The sequence below is a fragment of the Phenylobacterium sp. genome (genome assembly GCF_965229015.1).
Lineage (GTDB): Bacteria > Pseudomonadota > Alphaproteobacteria > Caulobacterales > Caulobacteraceae > Phenylobacterium.
This window is the reverse complement of sequence record NZ_CBDDIM010000001.1, coordinates 1,549,004-1,566,139: the sequence shown is the minus strand read 5'-3', so window position 1 is coordinate 1,566,139 and position 17,136 is coordinate 1,549,004. Positions and strand designations below refer to the sequence as shown.

Annotated in this window: 13 protein-coding genes; 9 read left to right on the top strand and 4 right to left on the bottom strand. The window is 70.0% G+C overall.

Going from position 1 to position 17,136, the window contains the following annotated elements:
• The first annotated feature begins 18 nt into the window (after window positions 1–18).
• The 6 genes from ACO06I_RS07805 (at window position 19) to ACO06I_RS07780 (ending at window position 9,305) form a co-directional block, all read left to right on the top strand.
• Window positions 19–2,358, top strand: a complete 2,340-nt coding sequence (locus tag ACO06I_RS07805) for a TonB-dependent receptor (RefSeq protein ID WP_421932009.1) — start codon at window positions 19–21, stop codon at window positions 2,356–2,358.
• 76 nt (window positions 2,359–2,434) lie between these two features.
• On the top strand, window positions 2,435–3,754 hold the full coding sequence (locus ACO06I_RS07800) for a sulfotransferase (RefSeq protein ID WP_421932008.1): 1,320 nt from the start codon (window positions 2,435–2,437) through the stop codon (window positions 3,752–3,754).
• Entirely contained in the window at window positions 3,751–5,352 is a 1,602-nt protein-coding gene (locus ACO06I_RS07795) for a serine hydrolase (RefSeq protein ID WP_421932007.1), read from the top strand. The genes ACO06I_RS07800 and ACO06I_RS07795 overlap by 4 nt, the downstream gene beginning before the upstream one ends.
• Entirely contained in the window at window positions 5,345–6,523 is a 1,179-nt protein-coding gene (locus ACO06I_RS07790; protein WP_421932006.1) for an MFS transporter, read from the top strand. Before ACO06I_RS07795 ends, ACO06I_RS07790 begins: the two co-directional genes overlap by 8 nt.
• 26 nt (window positions 6,524–6,549) lie before the next feature.
• Entirely contained in the window at window positions 6,550–7,830 is a 1,281-nt protein-coding gene (gene gabT / locus ACO06I_RS07785; RefSeq protein WP_421932005.1) for a 4-aminobutyrate--2-oxoglutarate transaminase, read from the top strand.
• A complete protein-coding gene (locus ACO06I_RS07780; RefSeq protein WP_421932004.1) occupies window positions 7,830–9,305 on the top strand; it encodes an NAD-dependent succinate-semialdehyde dehydrogenase in 1,476 nt (491 codons plus the stop codon). The genes gabT and ACO06I_RS07780 overlap by 1 nt, the downstream gene beginning before the upstream one ends.
• A 140-nt stretch (window positions 9,306–9,445) precedes the next feature.
• Here the strand turns inward: ACO06I_RS07780 and ACO06I_RS07775 are convergent, their stop codons facing one another.
• The gene (locus ACO06I_RS07775; RefSeq protein WP_421932003.1) at window positions 9,446–10,195 is read right to left on the bottom strand and encodes a hypothetical protein; all 750 of its coding nucleotides are present in this window, start codon (window positions 10,193–10,195) and stop codon (window positions 9,446–9,448) included.
• A 135-nt stretch (window positions 10,196–10,330) separates the two neighbouring features.
• Between ACO06I_RS07775 and ACO06I_RS07770 the strand changes: the two genes are divergently transcribed.
• The gene (locus ACO06I_RS07770; RefSeq protein ID WP_421932002.1) at window positions 10,331–10,945 is read left to right on the top strand and encodes an SAM-dependent methyltransferase; all 615 of its coding nucleotides are present in this window, start codon (window positions 10,331–10,333) and stop codon (window positions 10,943–10,945) included.
• A 25-nt stretch (window positions 10,946–10,970) separates the two neighbouring features.
• On the opposite strand, the gene ACO06I_RS07765 is transcribed toward ACO06I_RS07770, so the two are convergent.
• The 3 genes from ACO06I_RS07765 to ACO06I_RS07755 form a co-directional block, all read right to left on the bottom strand.
• Window positions 10,971–12,731, bottom strand: coding sequence for a chloride channel protein (locus tag ACO06I_RS07765; protein ID WP_421933610.1), 1,761 nt, complete (start codon window positions 12,729–12,731; stop codon window positions 10,971–10,973).
• A gap of 118 nt (window positions 12,732–12,849) precedes the next feature.
• Window positions 12,850–14,148 (bottom strand): hypothetical protein, encoded by a 1,299-nt coding sequence (locus ACO06I_RS07760; protein ID WP_421932001.1) that lies wholly within the window; start codon window positions 14,146–14,148, stop codon window positions 12,850–12,852.
• 77 nt (window positions 14,149–14,225) lie between these two features.
• Entirely contained in the window at window positions 14,226–14,825 is a 600-nt protein-coding gene (locus tag ACO06I_RS07755) for a hypothetical protein (protein WP_421932000.1), read from the bottom strand.
• A 157-nt stretch (window positions 14,826–14,982) separates the two neighbouring features.
• On the opposite strand from ACO06I_RS07755, the gene ACO06I_RS07750 reads away from it, so the two are divergent.
• A complete protein-coding gene (locus ACO06I_RS07750) occupies window positions 14,983–15,987 on the top strand; it encodes a histidine kinase dimerization/phosphoacceptor domain -containing protein (protein WP_421931999.1) in 1,005 nt (334 codons plus the stop codon).
• Between the two features lie 70 nt (window positions 15,988–16,057).
• A complete protein-coding gene (locus ACO06I_RS07745) occupies window positions 16,058–16,966 on the top strand; it encodes a LysR family transcriptional regulator (RefSeq protein ID WP_421931998.1) in 909 nt (302 codons plus the stop codon).
• The last annotated feature ends 170 nt before the right edge of the window (window positions 16,967–17,136 follow it).

Below are 17,136 nucleotides of genomic sequence, written 5' to 3'. Positions count from 1 at the left end.
ATGTTCAGAACCGTACTCATGACGACGACCGCAGTGTCGTTGTCTCTCGTCGCGTCCCAGGCATTCGCCCAGGTCGCCGCCAAACCAGCTGCCGACACGACGGTCACCGAGGTGGTGGTCACCGCCACCCGGCGGGAAGCCTTCGTCCTGGACGTGCCCTACAACATCTCGGCGGTCTCGGGGCAGGCCATCGACCAGGCCAAGGTGCAGAACGCCGCCGAGCTGCTGCGCTCAGTCCCCGGGGTGTCCGTGGTCGATCGTGGCTATCGTAACCAGGGGGTCTCCAACAGCATCCAGATCCGCGGGCTCAATGTCGACAGCGCCATTCTCGGCGACTACGCGGTCTCCGCCGTCGCCCCGGTGTCCAGCTATATCAACGACACCCCGCTGTTCGCCAACTTCGCTCTGAAGGACATCGACCGCGTGGAGGTGCTCCGTGGACCTCAGGGGACGCTCTACGGGTCCGGCTCCCTGGGCGGCACGATCCGCTACATTCTCAAGGCGCCGCAGTTCGGCGAGTTCGGCGGCAAGGTCAGCGCCACGGCCTCGCAGGTCGACGGCTCCGGCGGCGTGGGCTGGGCGGCGGACGGCACGGTGAACATCCCCCTGGGCGAGAAAGCGGCTCTCCGCCTGACCGGCAGCCTCCAAGACTATCCCGGCCTGACGGACTATGTGAACGTCTACAAGCTGGACGCCGCGGGTATTCCCCTGGCGCCGTCCGGCGTCCTCTCGCCGGCGGCTTCCTATGAGAGCCGCAAGGACGCCGACACCGTCGACATCAAGTACGGCCGCGCCGCCCTGCGCCTGCAACCTACGGAGTGGCTGGACCTGACACTCTCCTACGCGCGGCAGTCCGATGAGGTGGGCGGTCGTCGGCAGGTGACCCGCGGCAAGGACGGCTTTGGCCGCACCTACGGTGAGTACGACAACGGATCCGTGCAGTTGGAGCCCTCGTCGCGGGACGTCAGCCTGACCTCGCTTGAGGCCACCATCGACCTGGGCTTCGCCACCCTGACCTCGTCGACCTCGTCCTACGATCACCATGGCGAGAGCGTCAGCGAGAACACCGGCTACTACGCCAAGAACGGCTGGCTCTCCTTCTACTACAACTTCCCCCGGCCCATGGCCTCGGCGGTGCGGACCTATTCGGACGAGGCGGTGATCGAGGAGATCCGGCTGGTGTCGAACACCGAGGGGCCGATCGACTATGTGCTGGGCGGCTTCTACGAGAAGCAGAAGCTGGGGGCGACCCAGGCCAGCTACCTTCGGGGCTTCAAGCGCTGGTGGAACGCCGCCTATCCGGCCTTCGCCGCCGAGGTGCAGTCAGATCAAGACTTCGCCTATGACCGGCGCGAGGACTTCACCGACAAGGCCCTGTTTGGCGAGCTGACCTACCACTTCAACGATCGCCTCCAGGCGACCGGCGGCGTGCGGTGGTTCGACAACGAATCCAAAAGCCGCACCTTCATGGACGTGCCGGTCTACACCTCGCTCTCGGCGCCCACCAATGCGCGGTTCGAGACCTCCGACAGCAAGGCGCTGTTCAAGGCCAACCTGTCGTGGAAATACGGCGAGCGCGGCCTGGCCTACGCCACGGTGTCTGAGGGCTATCGCCGGGGCGGAGCCAACGCCGTGCCGACGATCGGGCGCTATGCGGAGGACGCCCGCTGGCAGCAGTACGGACCCGATCGGGTGGTCAATTACGAGGCCGGCCTCAAGGGCGTCAGCCACGGGATCACCTACAACGCGGCCCTGTTCTACGTCGACTGGAAGGACATCCAGATCAACACCGTCACGCCGAATTGGGGCTTCTTCGTCGCCCAGAATGGCGGCAAGGCCCGTTCCCAGGGGCTGGAGGCGCAGATCGAGGGTCGTCTGGCGGGCGCGCGCTACAGCGTCGGCTACACCTATACCGACGCCCAGCTGACCGAGAACGCCTATCCGCCCACCGGCGGGGTCCGGCCCGTGGCGCTGAAGGGCGCGCGGCTGCCGGGCACGCCCGAGCACGCGGTCACCGTCGCCTTGGACCGCAGCGCCACCCTGTCCAATGGAGTGCTGCTGACCGGCCGGCTGAGCGGCTACTACCAGTCGGAGACCCGCAACGCGGTGACCACCTCGACCCGCCTCAACGTCGGCCTGCCGCCGTTCCAGATCTGGAACGCCTCGGCCACCGCCACCTTCGACAAGTGGTCGGCGACCTTGTTCGTGAAGAACATCTTCAACGCCGACGGCGTCACGGGCCGGTTCACGGAGAGCTACATGGGGACCGATCCGGCGTCGGGTTACTACGGCAATGGCGCCAAGGACCTCATCAGCCTGCCGCGCACCGTTGGCCTGACCCTCGACTATCCGTTCTGAGACGATGACGACGCCAGGCGCCCCACGAACGATCGGCGTCCCCGCCTCCCCATCGGGGGGCGGGGCGTTGGACGCCGTGCGGGCGCTTGTCCATGCCGGACGGCGGGCGGAGGCTGACCAGCGCCTGCTGGCCCTGGAGCCCCAGCTGCAGGGCGACGCCCGGGGGCTGCAGGCGGCCGGCGAGATCTTCCTGGCCAACGCCCGGTTCTCCGAGGCGCTGCGATGCTATCGCCGCGCCGCCGAGCTCGCTCCGGCTGACCCGGGCGCGGTCTACAACCTGGCCTCGGCCCTGGTGGCCACCGGCGATCTGGCCGGGGCGGAGGCGGCCTTCGATCAGGTGATCGCGCTGGACCCCACCGACGCCGACGCCTTCTACAACCGCGCGACCCTGCGGCGCTGGACGCCCGCCGAGAACCACGTCGCGGCGCTGGAGGCGGCGATCGCCCGCGCCCGCCATCCCGCCGCCGAGGCCGCCCTCTGTTACGCCCTGGCCAAGGAGCTGGAGGACCTGGGGAGACATGACGCCTCCTGGACCTGGCTCGCCCGCGGCGCCGCGCGGCGGCGTGGGCAACTGAGCTATCGCGTCGAGGCCGACCTGGAGACCATGAGCCAGATTGCGGCGGCCTTCGACGCATCTGTCATGGCTGGCGCGAACTCGATACCCGGGTCGACCGGCCCGATCTTCGTCCTGGGCCTGCCGCGCTCGGGCACCACCCTGGTTGACCGGATTCTCAGCGCCCACCCACAGGTGGAGAGCCTGGGGGAGATCAGCGACTTCGCCCTCTCTCTGATGCGAACGGTGGGGCCGGCGAGCGGGAAGGGCGACCTGGTCGCGCGCTCGGCCAAGATGGATTTCGGGGCTCTCGGCCAGGCCTATCTCGATAGCCTGTCGTCCTATGGCCGGGCCGCCCCGCGGCTGATCGACAAGACCCCCGCCAACTACCTCTATATCGGCCTGATCGCGCTGAGCCTGCCGCAGGCGCGGATCGTCCATGTGCGCCGTGACCCGATGGACAACGGCTACGCCCTGTTGAAGACCCTGTTCCGCACGGGCTGCCCCTATTCCTACAGCCAGTCGGATCTGGGGGCCTATATCGGCGCCTATCATCGGCTGATGGACCACTGGCGGACCGTCCTGCCTGGCCGCCTGGTGGAGATCGACTACGAAGCCCTGGTGGAGGACCAGGAGGGAGAGAGCCGGCGGCTTCTTGCCGATCTGAATCTGGACTGGGACCCGGCCTGCCTGGACTTCCACGCCAATCCCGCGCCGGCGGCCACCGCCAGCGCGGCCCAGGTGCGCCGGCCGATCTACCGGGACTCGCTGACCCTTTGGCGGCGCTATGAGGCCGGCCTCGCGCCGCTCTCCGAGAGCCTGCGGGCGCAAGGCCTGCCGTGAGCGTCCTGGCCATCCTCGGGGTGATCGCGGCCCTGGCCGACGGGCCCCTGCCGATGCCGGCCTTCACGCCGCCGGCGGAGGCCGCGGCGCCGGCCGCGCGGCTGGAGGGGCGACTGACCCTGACCTTCGGCCCGCGCCCGAACGGCCTGACCCGGCTGCGGGATGACGATCCCCCGAGCGGCCCCGATCCCCGCCTGGCCTGGCCCGCGCTCACCCTCGATCTGGTCCAGGATGGCGACCGGCTGATCCCCGCGCCGGTCAACGGCGAGGCTGCGGGATACTGGGACTGGTCGGCGGGGCCCGGCCGCGTCTGGGCCGGGGCCGAGGGCGATGTCGCCGTCCTGCCGGTGGCGCTGCGCGAACGCAACGCCAACTGTGCGCACAACGGCCTGCTGCGGCTGACGCTCAGCTCTGCCGGCGCGCCCAGGACCGCCCAGGTGCGGTTGGGGGCGGAGACCTGCCTCTATGAAAAGTTCGACGCCTGGGCGGCGCCCCGGACGATGGGCTTCACCCCCGGGGGGGCGCCGGATCGCGAGGGTCTGATCGCCCGAGACCGTGAGAACCGCGCGGCCCAACTGCCCGTCCGGCCGTTGTCGGGGCTGGCCGACAGGTATCCCGGCGTCGATCTCCCGGCCCTGGCCCGGGCGGCTGGCGACAATCAGGCAGTCTACGGGGTGGTGGCCGACGGGGTGAACTATGCGGCGCCCTGCCAGACCCGGTTCGGCGAGGATTCCTTCTGCGAAGGGCGAACCCTGCCGTCCTATTCCACCGCCAAGACCCTGGTGGGTGGACTGGGCCTCATGCGTCTGGAGCGCCTGGCGCCCGGCCTGGCGACCCGAGCCTTGACCGACCTTGTCCCGGCCTGCGGGGTGTCCGGCGCCTGGAGCGGGGTTGCTCTGCTGGACCTGCTGGACATGGCCAGCGGCCACTACGATTCCGCGGCCTTCGAGGCCGACGAGAACGCCGCCGGCGCCTTCTTCATCACTCGGACCCACGCCGAAAAGCTGGCCTACGCCTGTCGCTACCCGCGCCGCGCGACGCCGGGGGCGACCTGGGTCTACCGCACGTCCGACAGCTACCTGCTGGGAACGGCGCTGCAGGCGGCGACGCCCGGGGACCTCTACGACACCGTGCTGCGCCCGATCTGGCGAGACCTGAAGCTTAGCCCCGCCCTGGACGAGACCCGGCGGACCCTGGACGCGCGAGGCCAGCCGTTCGTCGGCTGGGGGCTGTTCCTGCGGCGCGACGACGTCGCCCGCCTGGGAGTCTTCCTGTCGCCCGCCAACGTGGCGGAACAGGATCGGTTGTTTTCTCCGCGGCTGATCGGCGAGGCCCTGCAGCGACCCGGACTGGAGGGCGGCCTGGCCGCAGGCTCGGCGCGACTGCGCTACAGCCACGGCGTCTGGGCCCGCGACATCGCCGATCTGGTGGGCTGCGCCCATCCGGTCTGGACCCCCTTCCTGTCCGGCTATGGCGGGATTTCCATCGTGCTCTTTCCCAACGGCGTCGTGTTCTACGCCATCGGCGACGAGTCCCATTTCGACTGGGGTCCGGCCGCGGGGTCCGCCAACGCCGTGAAAGCCCTGTGCCATGACTGACCAGCCCCGCCGCCGCTTCGCCCTGCCCAAGGCGGCCCCCGACGGGCTGGTGGCCAGCGTGCTGCTGGCCTTCATCGCCACGGCGGGCCTGTTCTACGTCAACATCATGCCCGCCCTGGTGAGCGGGCTTCAGGACGGACTGGGCTTCTCGGCCCGGTCGGCGGGCCTCGTGGGTTCGCTGAACGTCTATGGCGCGGCGCTCGGGGCCCTCGCCGCGGTGTTCGTGGTGGCGAGAATCTCCTGGAAGCCGGTGGCGTTCGGCCTGCTCCTGGCCCTGATCGCGACGGACCTGGTCTCCACCCAGCTCACCACGGCCGGCGTGCTGATGATCGTGCGCTTCCTGCACGGCCTGATCGGCGGCTTCCTGGTAGGGGTGGGGTTCGCCGTCATCGCGCGCACGGCGGCGCCCGACCGCACCTTCGGCATGCTGCTGGTGGTGCAGTTCGGTCTGGGGGGGCTGGGCCTCCTGCTGCTGCCGGGCCTGGTCCCCACCTTCGGAACCCCGGTCCTCTTCCTCAGCCTGGCGGCCTTCAGCGTCGCCGCGGCCCTGATGCTGCCCTTCCTGGCCGACTACGCCCCGCGGCCCCGGCCGGCGCCGGTCGCCCAGGCCGGCGGCCTGGTGCGCTGGGCGCCCCTGGCCTCGGCCCTGGTGGCGGTCTTCCTGTTCCAGGCCGCCAACATGGCCCTGTCGGCCTATGTGATCGGGCTGGGCCGGTTCTACGGCCTGTCGGGCCCGTTCATCAGCAGCACCTTGGCGGCGGCCAACTGGATAGGGGCCCTGGGCTCGGTGCTGGTGGTGGTGATCGGCCTGCGCTGGGGACGGTTCTGGCCGATCCTGATCGGCGCCCTCGTCACCCTGGCGGGGACCCTGGCCTTCCTGCGGAGCGACCTGCCCATCTTGTTCGTCGTGGCCAATGTCCTGACCGCCGTGGTCTGGGCCTTCGTCATCCCCTACCTGCTTGGTCTCTGCGCCGCCTTCGACCCCGGCGGCCGGATCGCCACCCTGGCCGGCTTCTTCTCCAAGCTGGGCCTGGCCTCCGGCCCCGCCCTGGGGGCGGTGCTGCTGGCTGAGACCCATTTCCCACGCCTCGTGGCCCTGGCCCTGACCGGCCTGTGCCTGTCGGCGGCCTTCGCCCTGGCCCCGGCGCGACAACTCGACCGCACTTCCTGATCCCGACCAGAAGAGAGTTTTTCGACATGTCCGCAAACGCAGCTTTGCAAGCCCGGCGCGTGGCCGCCATTCCTCGGGGCGTGGCCACCGCCACCGCCATCTTCGCCGACCGCGCCGACAACAGCGAACTCTGGGACGCCGAGGGCCGCCGCTATGTGGACTTCGCCGGGGGCATCGCCGTCCTCAACACCGGGCACCGCCATGCCGGGGTGATGGCGGCGGTCAGCGCCCAGATGGAGCGCTATACCCACACCGCATTCCAAGTTGTGGCCTACGAACCCTATGTGGCCCTGGCCGAGCGGCTGAATGCGCTCGCCCCCATCGAGGGGCCCGCCAAGACCATCCTGTTCACCACCGGGGCCGAGGCCGTCGAGAACGCTGTGAAGATCGCCCGGGCCGCCACCGGCCGCTCGGCGGTGATCGCCTTCACCGGCGGCTTCCATGGCCGGACCATGCTGACCATGGGTCTCACCGGCAAGGCGCTGCCCTACAAGCATCGGTTCGGGCCGATGCCGGCGGAAATCTACCACGCACCGTTCCCGATCCCGCACTACGGGGTCACGGCAGAGGACAGCCTGAGAGCGTTGGAGTTCATCTTCCGCGCCGACGCCGCGCCCGACCGGGTGGCCGCCATCATCCTGGAGCCGGTGCAGGGGGAGGGCGGGTTCCACGTCGCGCCGACCGAGTTCATGCAGGCCCTGCGCGCGCTCTGCGACCGCCACGGCATCCTGCTGATCGCCGACGAGATCCAGGCGGGCTTCGGCCGAACCGGCAAGATGTTCGCCGTGGAGCATACCGGGGTGAAGCCCGACCTGATCACCGTGGCCAAGTCGCTGGCCGGGGGCTTCCCCCTGGCCGGCGTCATCGGCCGGGCCGAGCTGATGGACGCCCCAGAGCCCGGCGGCCTGGGCGGGACCTATGCCGGGTCGCCGATCGCCTGCGCCGCGGCCCTGGCGGTGCTGGACGCCATCGCCGAGGAGGGCCTGCTGGCGCGGGCCCAGGCGCTGGGGGAGCGCACCCGCGCGCGGCTGGCGGACTTCGAGGCGCGCAACGACCTGCGGCCCATCGCCGGAATTCGTGGGCCCGGCGCCATGATCGCCTTCGACCTCGTGACCTCCCGCGGCGGACGCGAGCCCGATGGCGCGGCGGCCAAGCTGGTGACCGCCAAGGCCCTGGAGGAGGGGCTTATTCTGCTGTCCTGCGGAATCCACGGTGAGACCATCCGCCTGCTCTATCCGTTGACCATATCCGACGCCCTGCTGGACGAGGGCCTGGACCGCCTTGAAGATGCTCTGAGGATCGTTTGATGACGACCGACACCAAGCTCGAACTAGACCGCCTGGCCCTGACGCGGACCGACCTGCTGCGGGAGGCGGCCTATATCGGCGGCGCCTGGGTCGGCGGGGCCGAGACCATCGCGGTGACCAACCCGGCCACCGGTCGGCCGATCGCCACCATCCCCAATCTCGGCCGCGCGGAGACCGAGCAGGCGGTGGCGGCCGCGGCGGGCGCCCAGCCGGCCTGGGCCGCCAGGTCCGCCAAGGCCCGCGCCCAGGTGCTGCGCCGCTGGTTCGATCTGATGATGACCCATCAGGAGGACCTGGCCCGGTTGATGACCGCCGAGCAGGGTAAGCCGCTCTCGGAGTCGCGCGGGGAGATCGCCTATGCCGCGGCCTTCCTCGAATGGTTCGGCGAGGAGGCCAAGCGCGCCTATGGGGAGGTGACTCCCGGCCACCAGGCTGATCGGCGCATCCTGACCTTGAAGCAGCCCGTGGGCGTGGTGGGGGCGGTGACCCCCTGGAACTTCCCCGCCGCCATGATCACCCGCAAGGTGGGTCCGGCGCTGGCCGCCGGCTGCACGGTGGTGCTCAAGCCCTCGGAACTGACCCCCCTGTCCGCGCTGGCCCTGGCGGTCCTGGGGGCGGAGGCGGGCTTGCCCGACGGGGTGTTCAACATCGTCACCGGCCATGCCGCTCCCATCGGCGAGGTGCTGACCACCGATCCGCGCATCGCCAAGTTCACCTTCACCGGCTCCACCGCCGTGGGCAAGATGCTCGGCGCGCGGTGCATGGACACCGTCAAGCGGGTGTCCCTGGAGCTGGGAGGCAACGCCCCCTTCATCGTCTTCGACGACGCCGACGTCGACGCCGCCGTCCAGGGAGCCCTGGCGTCGAAGTTCCGCAACACCGGCCAGACCTGCGTCTGCGCCAACCGCTTCTACGTCCAGGCGGGCGTCGCCGAGGCCTTCGCGGCGGGGCTGGCGGCGAAGGTGGCGGCGATGCGGGTCGGTGACGGCCTGGAGGGCGAGACGGACCAGGGGCCGCTGATCGACGCCAAGGCCCTGGCCAAGGTGGAGAAGCACGTGGCTGACGCCGTCCAGGGCGGGGCCGCGGTGCTCACCGGCGGCAAGGCTCTGGGGGAGGGCAACTTCTACGCGCCCACCGTCCTGACCCATGTCGCGCGCTCGGCCCTGCTCACCCAGGAGGAGACCTTCGGGCCGGTGGCCGGCATCGTAGTCTTCGAGACCGAGGCCGAGGCGATCGCCCTGGCCAATGACACCCGGGCGGGCCTGGCCTCCTATCTCTACACCCGCGACCTCAGCCGGTCCTGGCGGGTCAGCGAGGCGCTGGAGTACGGCATGGTGGGACTCAACACCGGCCTGATCTCCACCGAGATCGCGCCCTTTGGCGGGGTCAAGGAGTCCGGCCTGGGCCGCGAGGGCTCCCGCCACGGTCTGGACGAGTACCTGTCCCTAAAGGCGGTCTGTCTGGCGGTGGAATGAGTGCGTAAAGTCGGCGCCGTCCTGACCGCAGGGAGAGGCCTCGTGTGGTCTTGTGCTCGACGGGCCAGTCACCCTGATCCGCAACTCGGCTGCGGCGCTTCAGCAGCCCTTGCGATGTCTCGGATGCGCAGGGCCGAAGGTCAGCGGCGGTCCGGAATCTTCAACGCCTGCTCGACGACGCCGGCGTTGGGGGTGGTCCGGTCGGTGGCTATCAGCCGCAGGGTGTAGCGTCCCGGAGGTGCGTTCGGCAGCAGGCCGGCGAACTGGCTGGGCTGGCCGGCATAGACGAGCGGGGCGGTCGCCACCGCGCGGCCGCGTCGCAGCAGGACGGCGGTCACCGCGTAGTTCTTGGCGTCCCATAGGCCGCCCGGCTCGATGGGGCAGCCGCACATCAGGCTGACCTTGGCCGTGACCCGCAGCGCCCCATCGGCCGCCGGCGCCGTGGCCGGCTCGATCACGAGGCCCGGAAAGGTGAGAACCCAACCGTCGCCGGTGACGTCGCGGCCGGGCAGGATCCACAGGCTGGAGGACACCTTGATCGCGGCCGCGGGATGGCCCGCCGGCCCTTCCGCCTGCGCGCGGACCAGGGTGGGCTGCTTGAGGTCCAGGGTCGCCAGGAAGCCGGCGGTCGCGGCGTCGGCGAGATCGGCGCCCCGCACCCTGGTCGCCTTCATGATCCGCGGCGTGTCGCCCGTGCCGCCCGTGGTCAGGCCCTTGGCCAGGAGGGCGCCGGTGCGGGCGTCCGTCAGGGTGACGCGCACGCCGCCCATATGGTCGCCGATGAACTTGGCGTCGAGGGCCTGGGCGCGGACCATGACATGGGTGGGCTCGGCCTGGGCCGAGGTGGCGAGGAGGGCGGCGAAGGCGGCGGCGGCGAGGGATCTGATCATGGCCTATCAGACCGCTTTGGACCGCCTCTGCAAATGGAGAATCTGGCGCGCCGATTTGGGGACGCATGCGGCTTGCGCGCCGGCCCATCGCCGGGCTTCTTGACCGGTGCGGCATGGATGGATCGGGACCGACGGATGAGTGCGACAGAGAACCTCTGGGACAAGCGCTATGCGCAGGCCGGCTACGTCTTCGGCGTGGAGCCGAACGCTTTCCTGGCGAGCCAGTCGGCGCGGCTGGTCCCGGGCGCGCGGGCCCTGGCGGTGGCCGACGGCGAGGGGCGCAATGGGGTCTGGCTGGCGCAGCAGGGCCTGTCGGTGTTGTCCATCGACAACTCCGCCGTCGCCCTGGCCAAGGCGCGGCGGCTGGCCGATGAGCGGGGCGTGGCCCTGACCTTCGAGCAGGCGGATCTCGAGGCCTGGTCCTGGCCCGAGGGAGCCTTCGATCTTGTGGTGGCGATCTTCATCCAGTTCGCGCGCCCCGAGCTGAGGGACCGCATCTTCGCGAATCTGCGCCGCGCGCTGAAGCCCGGCGGTCTGCTGCTGCTGGAGGGCTATCGCCCCGAGCAGATCGCCTATGGGACGGGCGGGCCGCGCGTGGCGGAGAACCTCTATACAGAGCCGATGTTGCGGAGCGCCTTCGCCGACCTGGAGATCCTGGAGCTGCGCGCCTACGACGCGCCCATCCACGAGGGCGAGGGGCACGAGGGGATGTCGGCCCTGATCGACCTGGTGGCGCGCCGGCCTGGCTGACCGGCCGCCGCGCTCCGCCCGGCGGTCATCGACGCTCGCCGAACAGCCCTTCCTGAACCTTCTCCAACTCCTTGGCGTATCGGCGGCTGGCGAAGGCCTCCGCCAGCAGACCCAGGACCGCGCCCTGCGGGTCGACCACGGCGAGTTCCTCGGTCTCGGTCTGGTCGAAGATGCGCATGACCTGCTCGATGTTCATGTCGGGGGAAAGGGTGACGTCCTGGCTTTCGGCGAGGGTGGCGACAGGGCTCTCAAGATCGCCGCCCTCGATGTAGGCCTTGGCGGTCTGGACAATCCCGGCATAGCGCTGAGCGTCGTCCAGCAGGATCACCCGGGTGGTGGCGCCCAGCGGGAACTTGCGGCGGAACTCGGCCAGGGTGGCGCTGGCCGCCAGGGTGGCGGTGTCGCGGCGCATCATCCGCCCGGCGGTCAGGGTGCGGATCCAGCCGACGTCACGGGCGCTGCGGATCGTCTCGCCGCGCAGGTGCAGGCGCCAGGTGGAGAAGGAATAGCCGAACCGCTCGCGCACGATGGTGCTGGCCACCAGGGAGGCGGCCAGGGTCGCGGCCGTCACCCCGAAGTCGCCGGTGGTCTCCAGCACCAGGAAGGACATGGTCAGGGGCCCGCCGACGATGGAGACCGCCAGGGCGCCCATGCCCACCAGGGCGGCGTTTTCCGGCTGGAGCACCAGGTCCAGGTGGCTCAGCAGTTGGGCGTAGACCTGCCCCACGAGGGAGCCCAGGAACAGCGAGGCGAAGAACAGCCCGCCGCGGAATCCGAACCCCAGGGAGACGACGGAGGCCGTGGTCTTCAAGAGCAGGATGAAGGCCAGGGCGCCGAGGGAGGCGCCCATCGCCAGGTCGGCGTGCAGGGCCCCGTGCCCTGAGGACAGGGTCTGGGGCGAGACATAGGCCAGGAGCGCCAGCACGCCGCCGCCGATCATCGGCGTCAGCCACGCCGGAAGCGCCAGGCCTCGCAGTCCCTGCTCGGTGCGCGCCACCAGCCGCATGATGGCGATCCCGACTCCGGCGCAGACCGCCCCCAAACCCGCATAGAGCAGGTAGGCGGCGACGTCGGGCGCCTGATGCACCGACACGGAGATCGAATAGGGCGCCGCCCCCAGGGCGCGGGCGGTGATGACGCTGGTGAGCGCCGCGGCGGCCACGGGCGCGATCATCGAGGGCGCATAGGAGCCGATGACGATCTCGAAGGCGTAGAAGGCGCCGGTCAACGGCGCCCCAAAGGCTGCGCCGATGGCCGCGCCCGCGCCCGCCCCCACCAGGGTCCTCAGGTCGTGGCGCCGGAGTTTCAGCCGCTGGCCCAGGGCCGAGGCCACGCCGCCGCCGGCCTGGGCGTAGGCGGCCTCCAGTCCCACCGAGGCGCCGACGCCATTGGACAACAGGGTCTGCAGGCAGACGATCAGACTGTCGCGCAGGGACATCCGGCCGCCATAGAGGGCGTTGGCCTCCACGACGTCGATCAGGGGCGTCGTACGCGTCCGCGCGATCATCCAGCCGGAAAGGCCCAGGGCCAGACCACCGAGGGGAAGCCAGATCAGGGCGACCAGGGGCACAAGGGGCTGAGTGCTCAGCCGGTCGTCGACGCCGAGGCCGTAGAGCAGGGCCTGGGCGGCATGGGCGACCTGGCTCTGGACAACGGTGAGCAGGCCCGCCGCCGCGCCCACCGCGATGGCCAGGAGGATGAACCAACCCTCGCTGGCGCGGAAGCGGGCGCGGAGCCAGGCCAGCGGGCGGGCGAACAGACTGGGCGCGGGGGGCAGGGCCACCATCCTGCTCACCTACCGCTCCGGAAGGTCTCAGGAAAGGACCCCGCAGCCTCGGCGGGCGATGACAGCAAACAGGGGCCGCCGGCTGGCGACCCCTTCCTGCCGTACGCTTGAGTGTGGATTAGAAGCGGAACTGGCCGAACAGGCCGACCTCGTCGTAGGTCCCCTTGTTCACGCCGCCGATCGTCCCGTTGGAGGTGGCGAGCAGGCCGCGCTCGACCTTGTCGCGCTTGTAGACCAGGGACAGGTCCACGATCTTGGCCGGGCTGTAGGTGAGGCCGACGTTGAAGTAGTTGTCCTTCTTGGCGGGCGCGGTGTCCTTGTTGGGCTTGACCCAGTCGTAGCGGGCGAAGGCGCCGAGCTTGTCGTTGAAGGCGTAGGACCCGAACACCGAATAGCCGTCGGCGCTGTCGGAGGCCGCAGTGGTGACATTGTTCCAGTTCTCGGCGGAGAAGTACTCCACCCCGAACCGGTACTGCTTGGTGGTGTAGGCGGCCAGGGCGTTGAAGCGGTTGGCGGTGTGGAAGGTCGTGGCCCCTTGGGTCTCCTTGCCCAGCTTGCCGGTATAGCCGCCGATGGCCAGGGTCACGTGGTCGATGGGGGTGACGCTGACCCGGGCCTCGACATCCATGCCCTTGGAGCGCAGCGGCGCCTTGTAGCCAGCCCCGTCGATGACGGCGATGGCGTAGTTGACCTTGCCGTCGGCCAGCTTGCCCGAGGCGTGGACGCCCCAGTCGGCCGAGGTGCCGTACTTGGTGCGGTCGATCAGGGTGTTTTCCACATAGCGGTAGCCATAGATGTCCTCGGCGAAGGGCACCCAGGGCAGATCGGTGGAGCCCAGGCGGATCACCAGGGCGTCGGAGACCTTGGCCTGCAGATAGGCCTTCTTGATGTAGAGCTCGGTGGAGGAGATCGCCGACGAGTACTGGAAGTCGGTGGTGACATTGGCCGAGAAGGTGTCGTTGAACTTGTGATCGACGCCGACATAGAACCGCTTGATGTCGAAGCCCGTGCCGCTGGGCGCGACCCGGCGACCGTCCGACTTCTGGGTGATGTTGGACAGGTCGTAGTACATGCGGCCCGAGACGACGGTGTCGTCGGTCCAGGACTTCTTGGCGACCGGCTTGGGAAGCGCGGCGACCGCCGTCTGCACCTGGGTCGGGATGGTCTGCACCTGGCTCGCGGTCTGGGCCTGGGCGGCCTGGGCCTGCTGCAGGGCGGCCTCCTGGGCGGCGAGGCGGTCCGACAGGGCCTGGATCTGTTCGCGCAGGGCCTGGAGCTCCTGGGCCTGGGCGCTGGCGGTGGCGGCCTGGGCCGGCGCGGCGAACCCGCTGATCAGCAGCACACTCATGGCGGCGCCGCCCAGCAGGGCGCCCCGCAGCTTCATCGACGACGCCTGGACTCCGAAGCGCTTCTTCATCTGTTGAATCCCTATCTAACCCCATTCCGACCTTGTGATCGGGCAGGAGGGGCCTAGCGGGGGTTTGCAACAGATTCTTAACGTGACGCTTTCTTGCGTAAGGTAGACTTACGATGTGCTTCCTCCGCCACAGGCGCCGCCGGGGTAGGATCCTCGCGCAACAGGGCATGGATGCAGTCGGGGGTGCGGCGATAGATCAGGCCGATCCGCCGCGCGGTCAGGCCTGCCCGCGCCAGGCGCCGGATATCCTCGATCTGATCAGCCCGCAGCAGCTGGCGCGCGCTGTCGGGCATCCGCGGGCCGGTGGCCTGCCCGCTGGAGAGGCGGGTGCGATGGACCTCGGCCAAGAGCCGCAGCAGCACGACGGGGTCGGTCCGAGAATCAATCTCCACAACGGCTTCGTCGGGGACGAAGGTCAGGCAGCGGACCCCGCGGTCCAACAGAGTCGCCAGCAGTTCCGCAGCCTCACCGGCCTCCAGGCGGAGGGCTGTCAGTGAAACGAGACAGAGCTCGTCGCCGCGGCCCAGCTTCTCAAGACACTCGACAATCCGCTGCGCCGCATGGATCGAGGCGGTCTCCTCGACATGGTAGGCGTCCGGGCGCAGGCGCTGGAGCAAGGCCATCTGCGCCTCCAGCGGCGGCAGGTCGGGCCCAAGCTGTACGAAGGCGGTGCGCATCTCAAAACGGTGGCCAGCTGCGCGGAGCAAGTCAAGTTGAACTTACAATGCAGACGATCGGCCTAAGATTGGTCATGGGATGGCGGCAAAACTGTCATCGAAACGCAGCAAGATCGTCGGCGGTCGGCGCGCGGAATGGCGCGCCAGGAGATGTCCCATGATGCGCCCCGCCGCCGCCCGGCATCCGCTCGCCGGCTATGCGACCGCCCTGGCCCTCGTCCTCGTCGGCTTCGCCGCGCGGTTGGCCCTGGCCCCGGTGTTCGGCGACAACCACACCTACACCGTCTTCTATCCGGTGGTGATCGTGGCGGCCTACTTCCTGGGCGCCGGACCGGCCATCGGCGCGGCCATGCTCTCGGCGGCCCTGGCCTACTGGTGTTTCGCCGTTCCGGTCCTGGCGTGGAAGAGCGACTTCACCACCCTGGCCCCGGTGATGTTCTTCGGCTTCACGGCCGCGGTCTCCATCTACTTCATCACCGGCATGGCGCGCGCGCTGGAGGATCTCGCCGTGGCCCGGGGCCGCGCCGAGGGCCTGGCGAGAAGCCACGCCGAACTGTTCGGCGAGCTGAACGAGCGGGTCACCAACCACCTGCAACTGGTGGCCGCCCTGCTTCAGCTGCAGGCGCGCGACGAGGCCGACCAGCCGTTGGCGCGCGCCCTGGCCGAGGCCTCGGCGCGCACCCTGCTGATCTCACGCGTCCACCGCAGCGTGGCCGGGGAAGCCGACAAGACCCTCGACTTCGACACCTTCGCCCGCCAGTTGCTGGACGCCACGCTGGCGGCCCGCGGCCATCCTCCGGTGCGGGTCGAGGTGGCCCAGGAGGGGCTGCGACTGCCCCTGGACCAGGCGACCTCGGTGGCCATCGTGCTTCTGGAGTGCCTGAACGCCCGGCTGGACCTGAACACGCCGGCCAGCCTGCAGGTGCGGCTGCGCGGGGACGGGCAGGAGGCGACCCTGGAGGTGAGCGAGGTCTGCGATCAGCCGGGCGGTCTCGCCGGCCTCGACCTGAAGCGCCATCCCATCGAGGCGATGGTCGAGCAGCTGGGGGGACGCTTCTCCTTCAAGGCTGACGCCGGTCGCGCCATCTCCTCCCTGGTGTTCCCAAGGCCCGGCGCCCTGGCCGCCGCGCGGGGGGCCGCCGTCGCGCGCACCCTGCATTGACCCCTTCGCGCTCTCATCCGTTGCCAAATCGCCCTAGGCTCGCCCCAACCCCGACCTTACGATTGCTGAGATGACCGACCGCCCGCCGCCGTTTTCCGCTCTCCGCGCCGTCGAGGCCGCGTCGCGCCATCGCAGCTTCACGTGGGCGGCCAAGGAGCTGCAGATCACCCACAGCGCCGTCAGCCAGTCCATCCGTCGGCTGGAGGCCGATCTCGGGACCATGCTCTTCGAGCGCAAGGGCGGGGCGATGGAGCCCTCCGAAGCGGCCCTGCGCCTCGCCGAGAGCTATTTCGAGGCCGCCCAGTCCCTCGACCGCACCCTGAAGGAGATCACCGGCGCGCCCAAGGAGGGGATCCTGGCCGTGGCGATGCCGGCCGATTTCGGGCGTCTCTGGTTCAGCGGGAAGCTGGCGCGGCTCACTGAGACGGTGCCGGACCTGCGCATCGAGGTGCGCACCCTGAGCGCAGGCGCCCAGGATCGCCAGTGCGATGTGGAGATCGAGTTTGCGGCGACCGAGGGGCGGGCGTCCGACGACGTCGTCTCCGACCTGGCCTCCTTCCCGGTCTGCAGCCCCGGCTTTCTGGGCCGCAAGGCGATTTCGCGGCCGCAGGAAGTCCTGCGCAATCCACTGATCTCCGGCGGCGGCCTGGCCTGGGATGGCTGGACGACCCACTTCCAGGTCGCGCCGAAGGCCCCGACCCATGTCTTCGACGACGCGGCCATGGCGCTGGACGCCGCGGCCCAGGGGGGTGGGGTGGCCCTCACCCACCTGTTCGCCGCCGAGGGCCATCTCGACACGGGGCGTCTGGTGGCCCTGCCTCTCGAGGCGCCCACTGGACGGGCGATCCGGCTGAGCGCCAACGCCTCGCCGGGCAAGGCCGACCTGGTCGACCGCTTCTCGATGTGGCTGCGACTCGAGGTCAGCCGCAGCCTGGCCCTGCACGCCGCCCGCAGCGGCGCCGGCGGGGCCGGTCTGTAAGTCTTTCTTACGGATCGGACCCGGCGCGCCGTGGCGCGCCTTGAGCGGGCGAGGGGGTCGAGTCTGGTCGGGTTCGCCGGATATTCGGCCCGTATACGGCTGAAATCCTGGAATAATTCGCGCGATCCTGCGCCCTTGAGAGCGCAGCCCCAGCCATGGACGCGGCAGGC

Bases quoted from the DNA above. Each gene is read 5' to 3' on its own strand.
- ACO06I_RS07780 (WP_421932004.1), top strand. From the start codon at position 7,830: ATGACGACCGACACCAAGCTCGAACTAGACCGCCTGGCCCTGACGCGG.
- ACO06I_RS07805 (WP_421932009.1), top strand. From the start codon at position 19: ATGACGACGACCGCAGTGTCGTTGTCTCTCGTCGCGTCCCAGGCATTC.
- ACO06I_RS07750 (WP_421931999.1), top strand. From the start codon at position 14,983: ATGATGCGCCCCGCCGCCGCCCGGCATCCGCTCGCCGGCTATGCGACC.
- ACO06I_RS07765 (WP_421933610.1), bottom strand. From the start codon at position 12,731: ATGGTGGCCCTGCCCCCCGCGCCCAGTCTGTTCGCCCGCCCGCTGGCC.
- ACO06I_RS07770 (WP_421932002.1), top strand. From the start codon at position 10,331: ATGAGTGCGACAGAGAACCTCTGGGACAAGCGCTATGCGCAGGCCGGC.
- ACO06I_RS07760 (WP_421932001.1), bottom strand. From the start codon at position 14,148: ATGAAGAAGCGCTTCGGAGTCCAGGCGTCGTCGATGAAGCTGCGGGGC.
- ACO06I_RS07745 (WP_421931998.1), top strand. From the start codon at position 16,058: ATGACCGACCGCCCGCCGCCGTTTTCCGCTCTCCGCGCCGTCGAGGCC.
- ACO06I_RS07755 (WP_421932000.1), bottom strand. From the start codon at position 14,825: ATGCGCACCGCCTTCGTACAGCTTGGGCCCGACCTGCCGCCGCTGGAG.
- ACO06I_RS07775 (WP_421932003.1), bottom strand. From the start codon at position 10,195: ATGATCAGATCCCTCGCCGCCGCCGCCTTCGCCGCCCTCCTCGCCACC.
- ACO06I_RS07790 (WP_421932006.1), top strand. From the start codon at position 5,345: ATGACTGACCAGCCCCGCCGCCGCTTCGCCCTGCCCAAGGCGGCCCCC.
- gabT (WP_421932005.1), top strand. From the start codon at position 6,550: ATGTCCGCAAACGCAGCTTTGCAAGCCCGGCGCGTGGCCGCCATTCCT.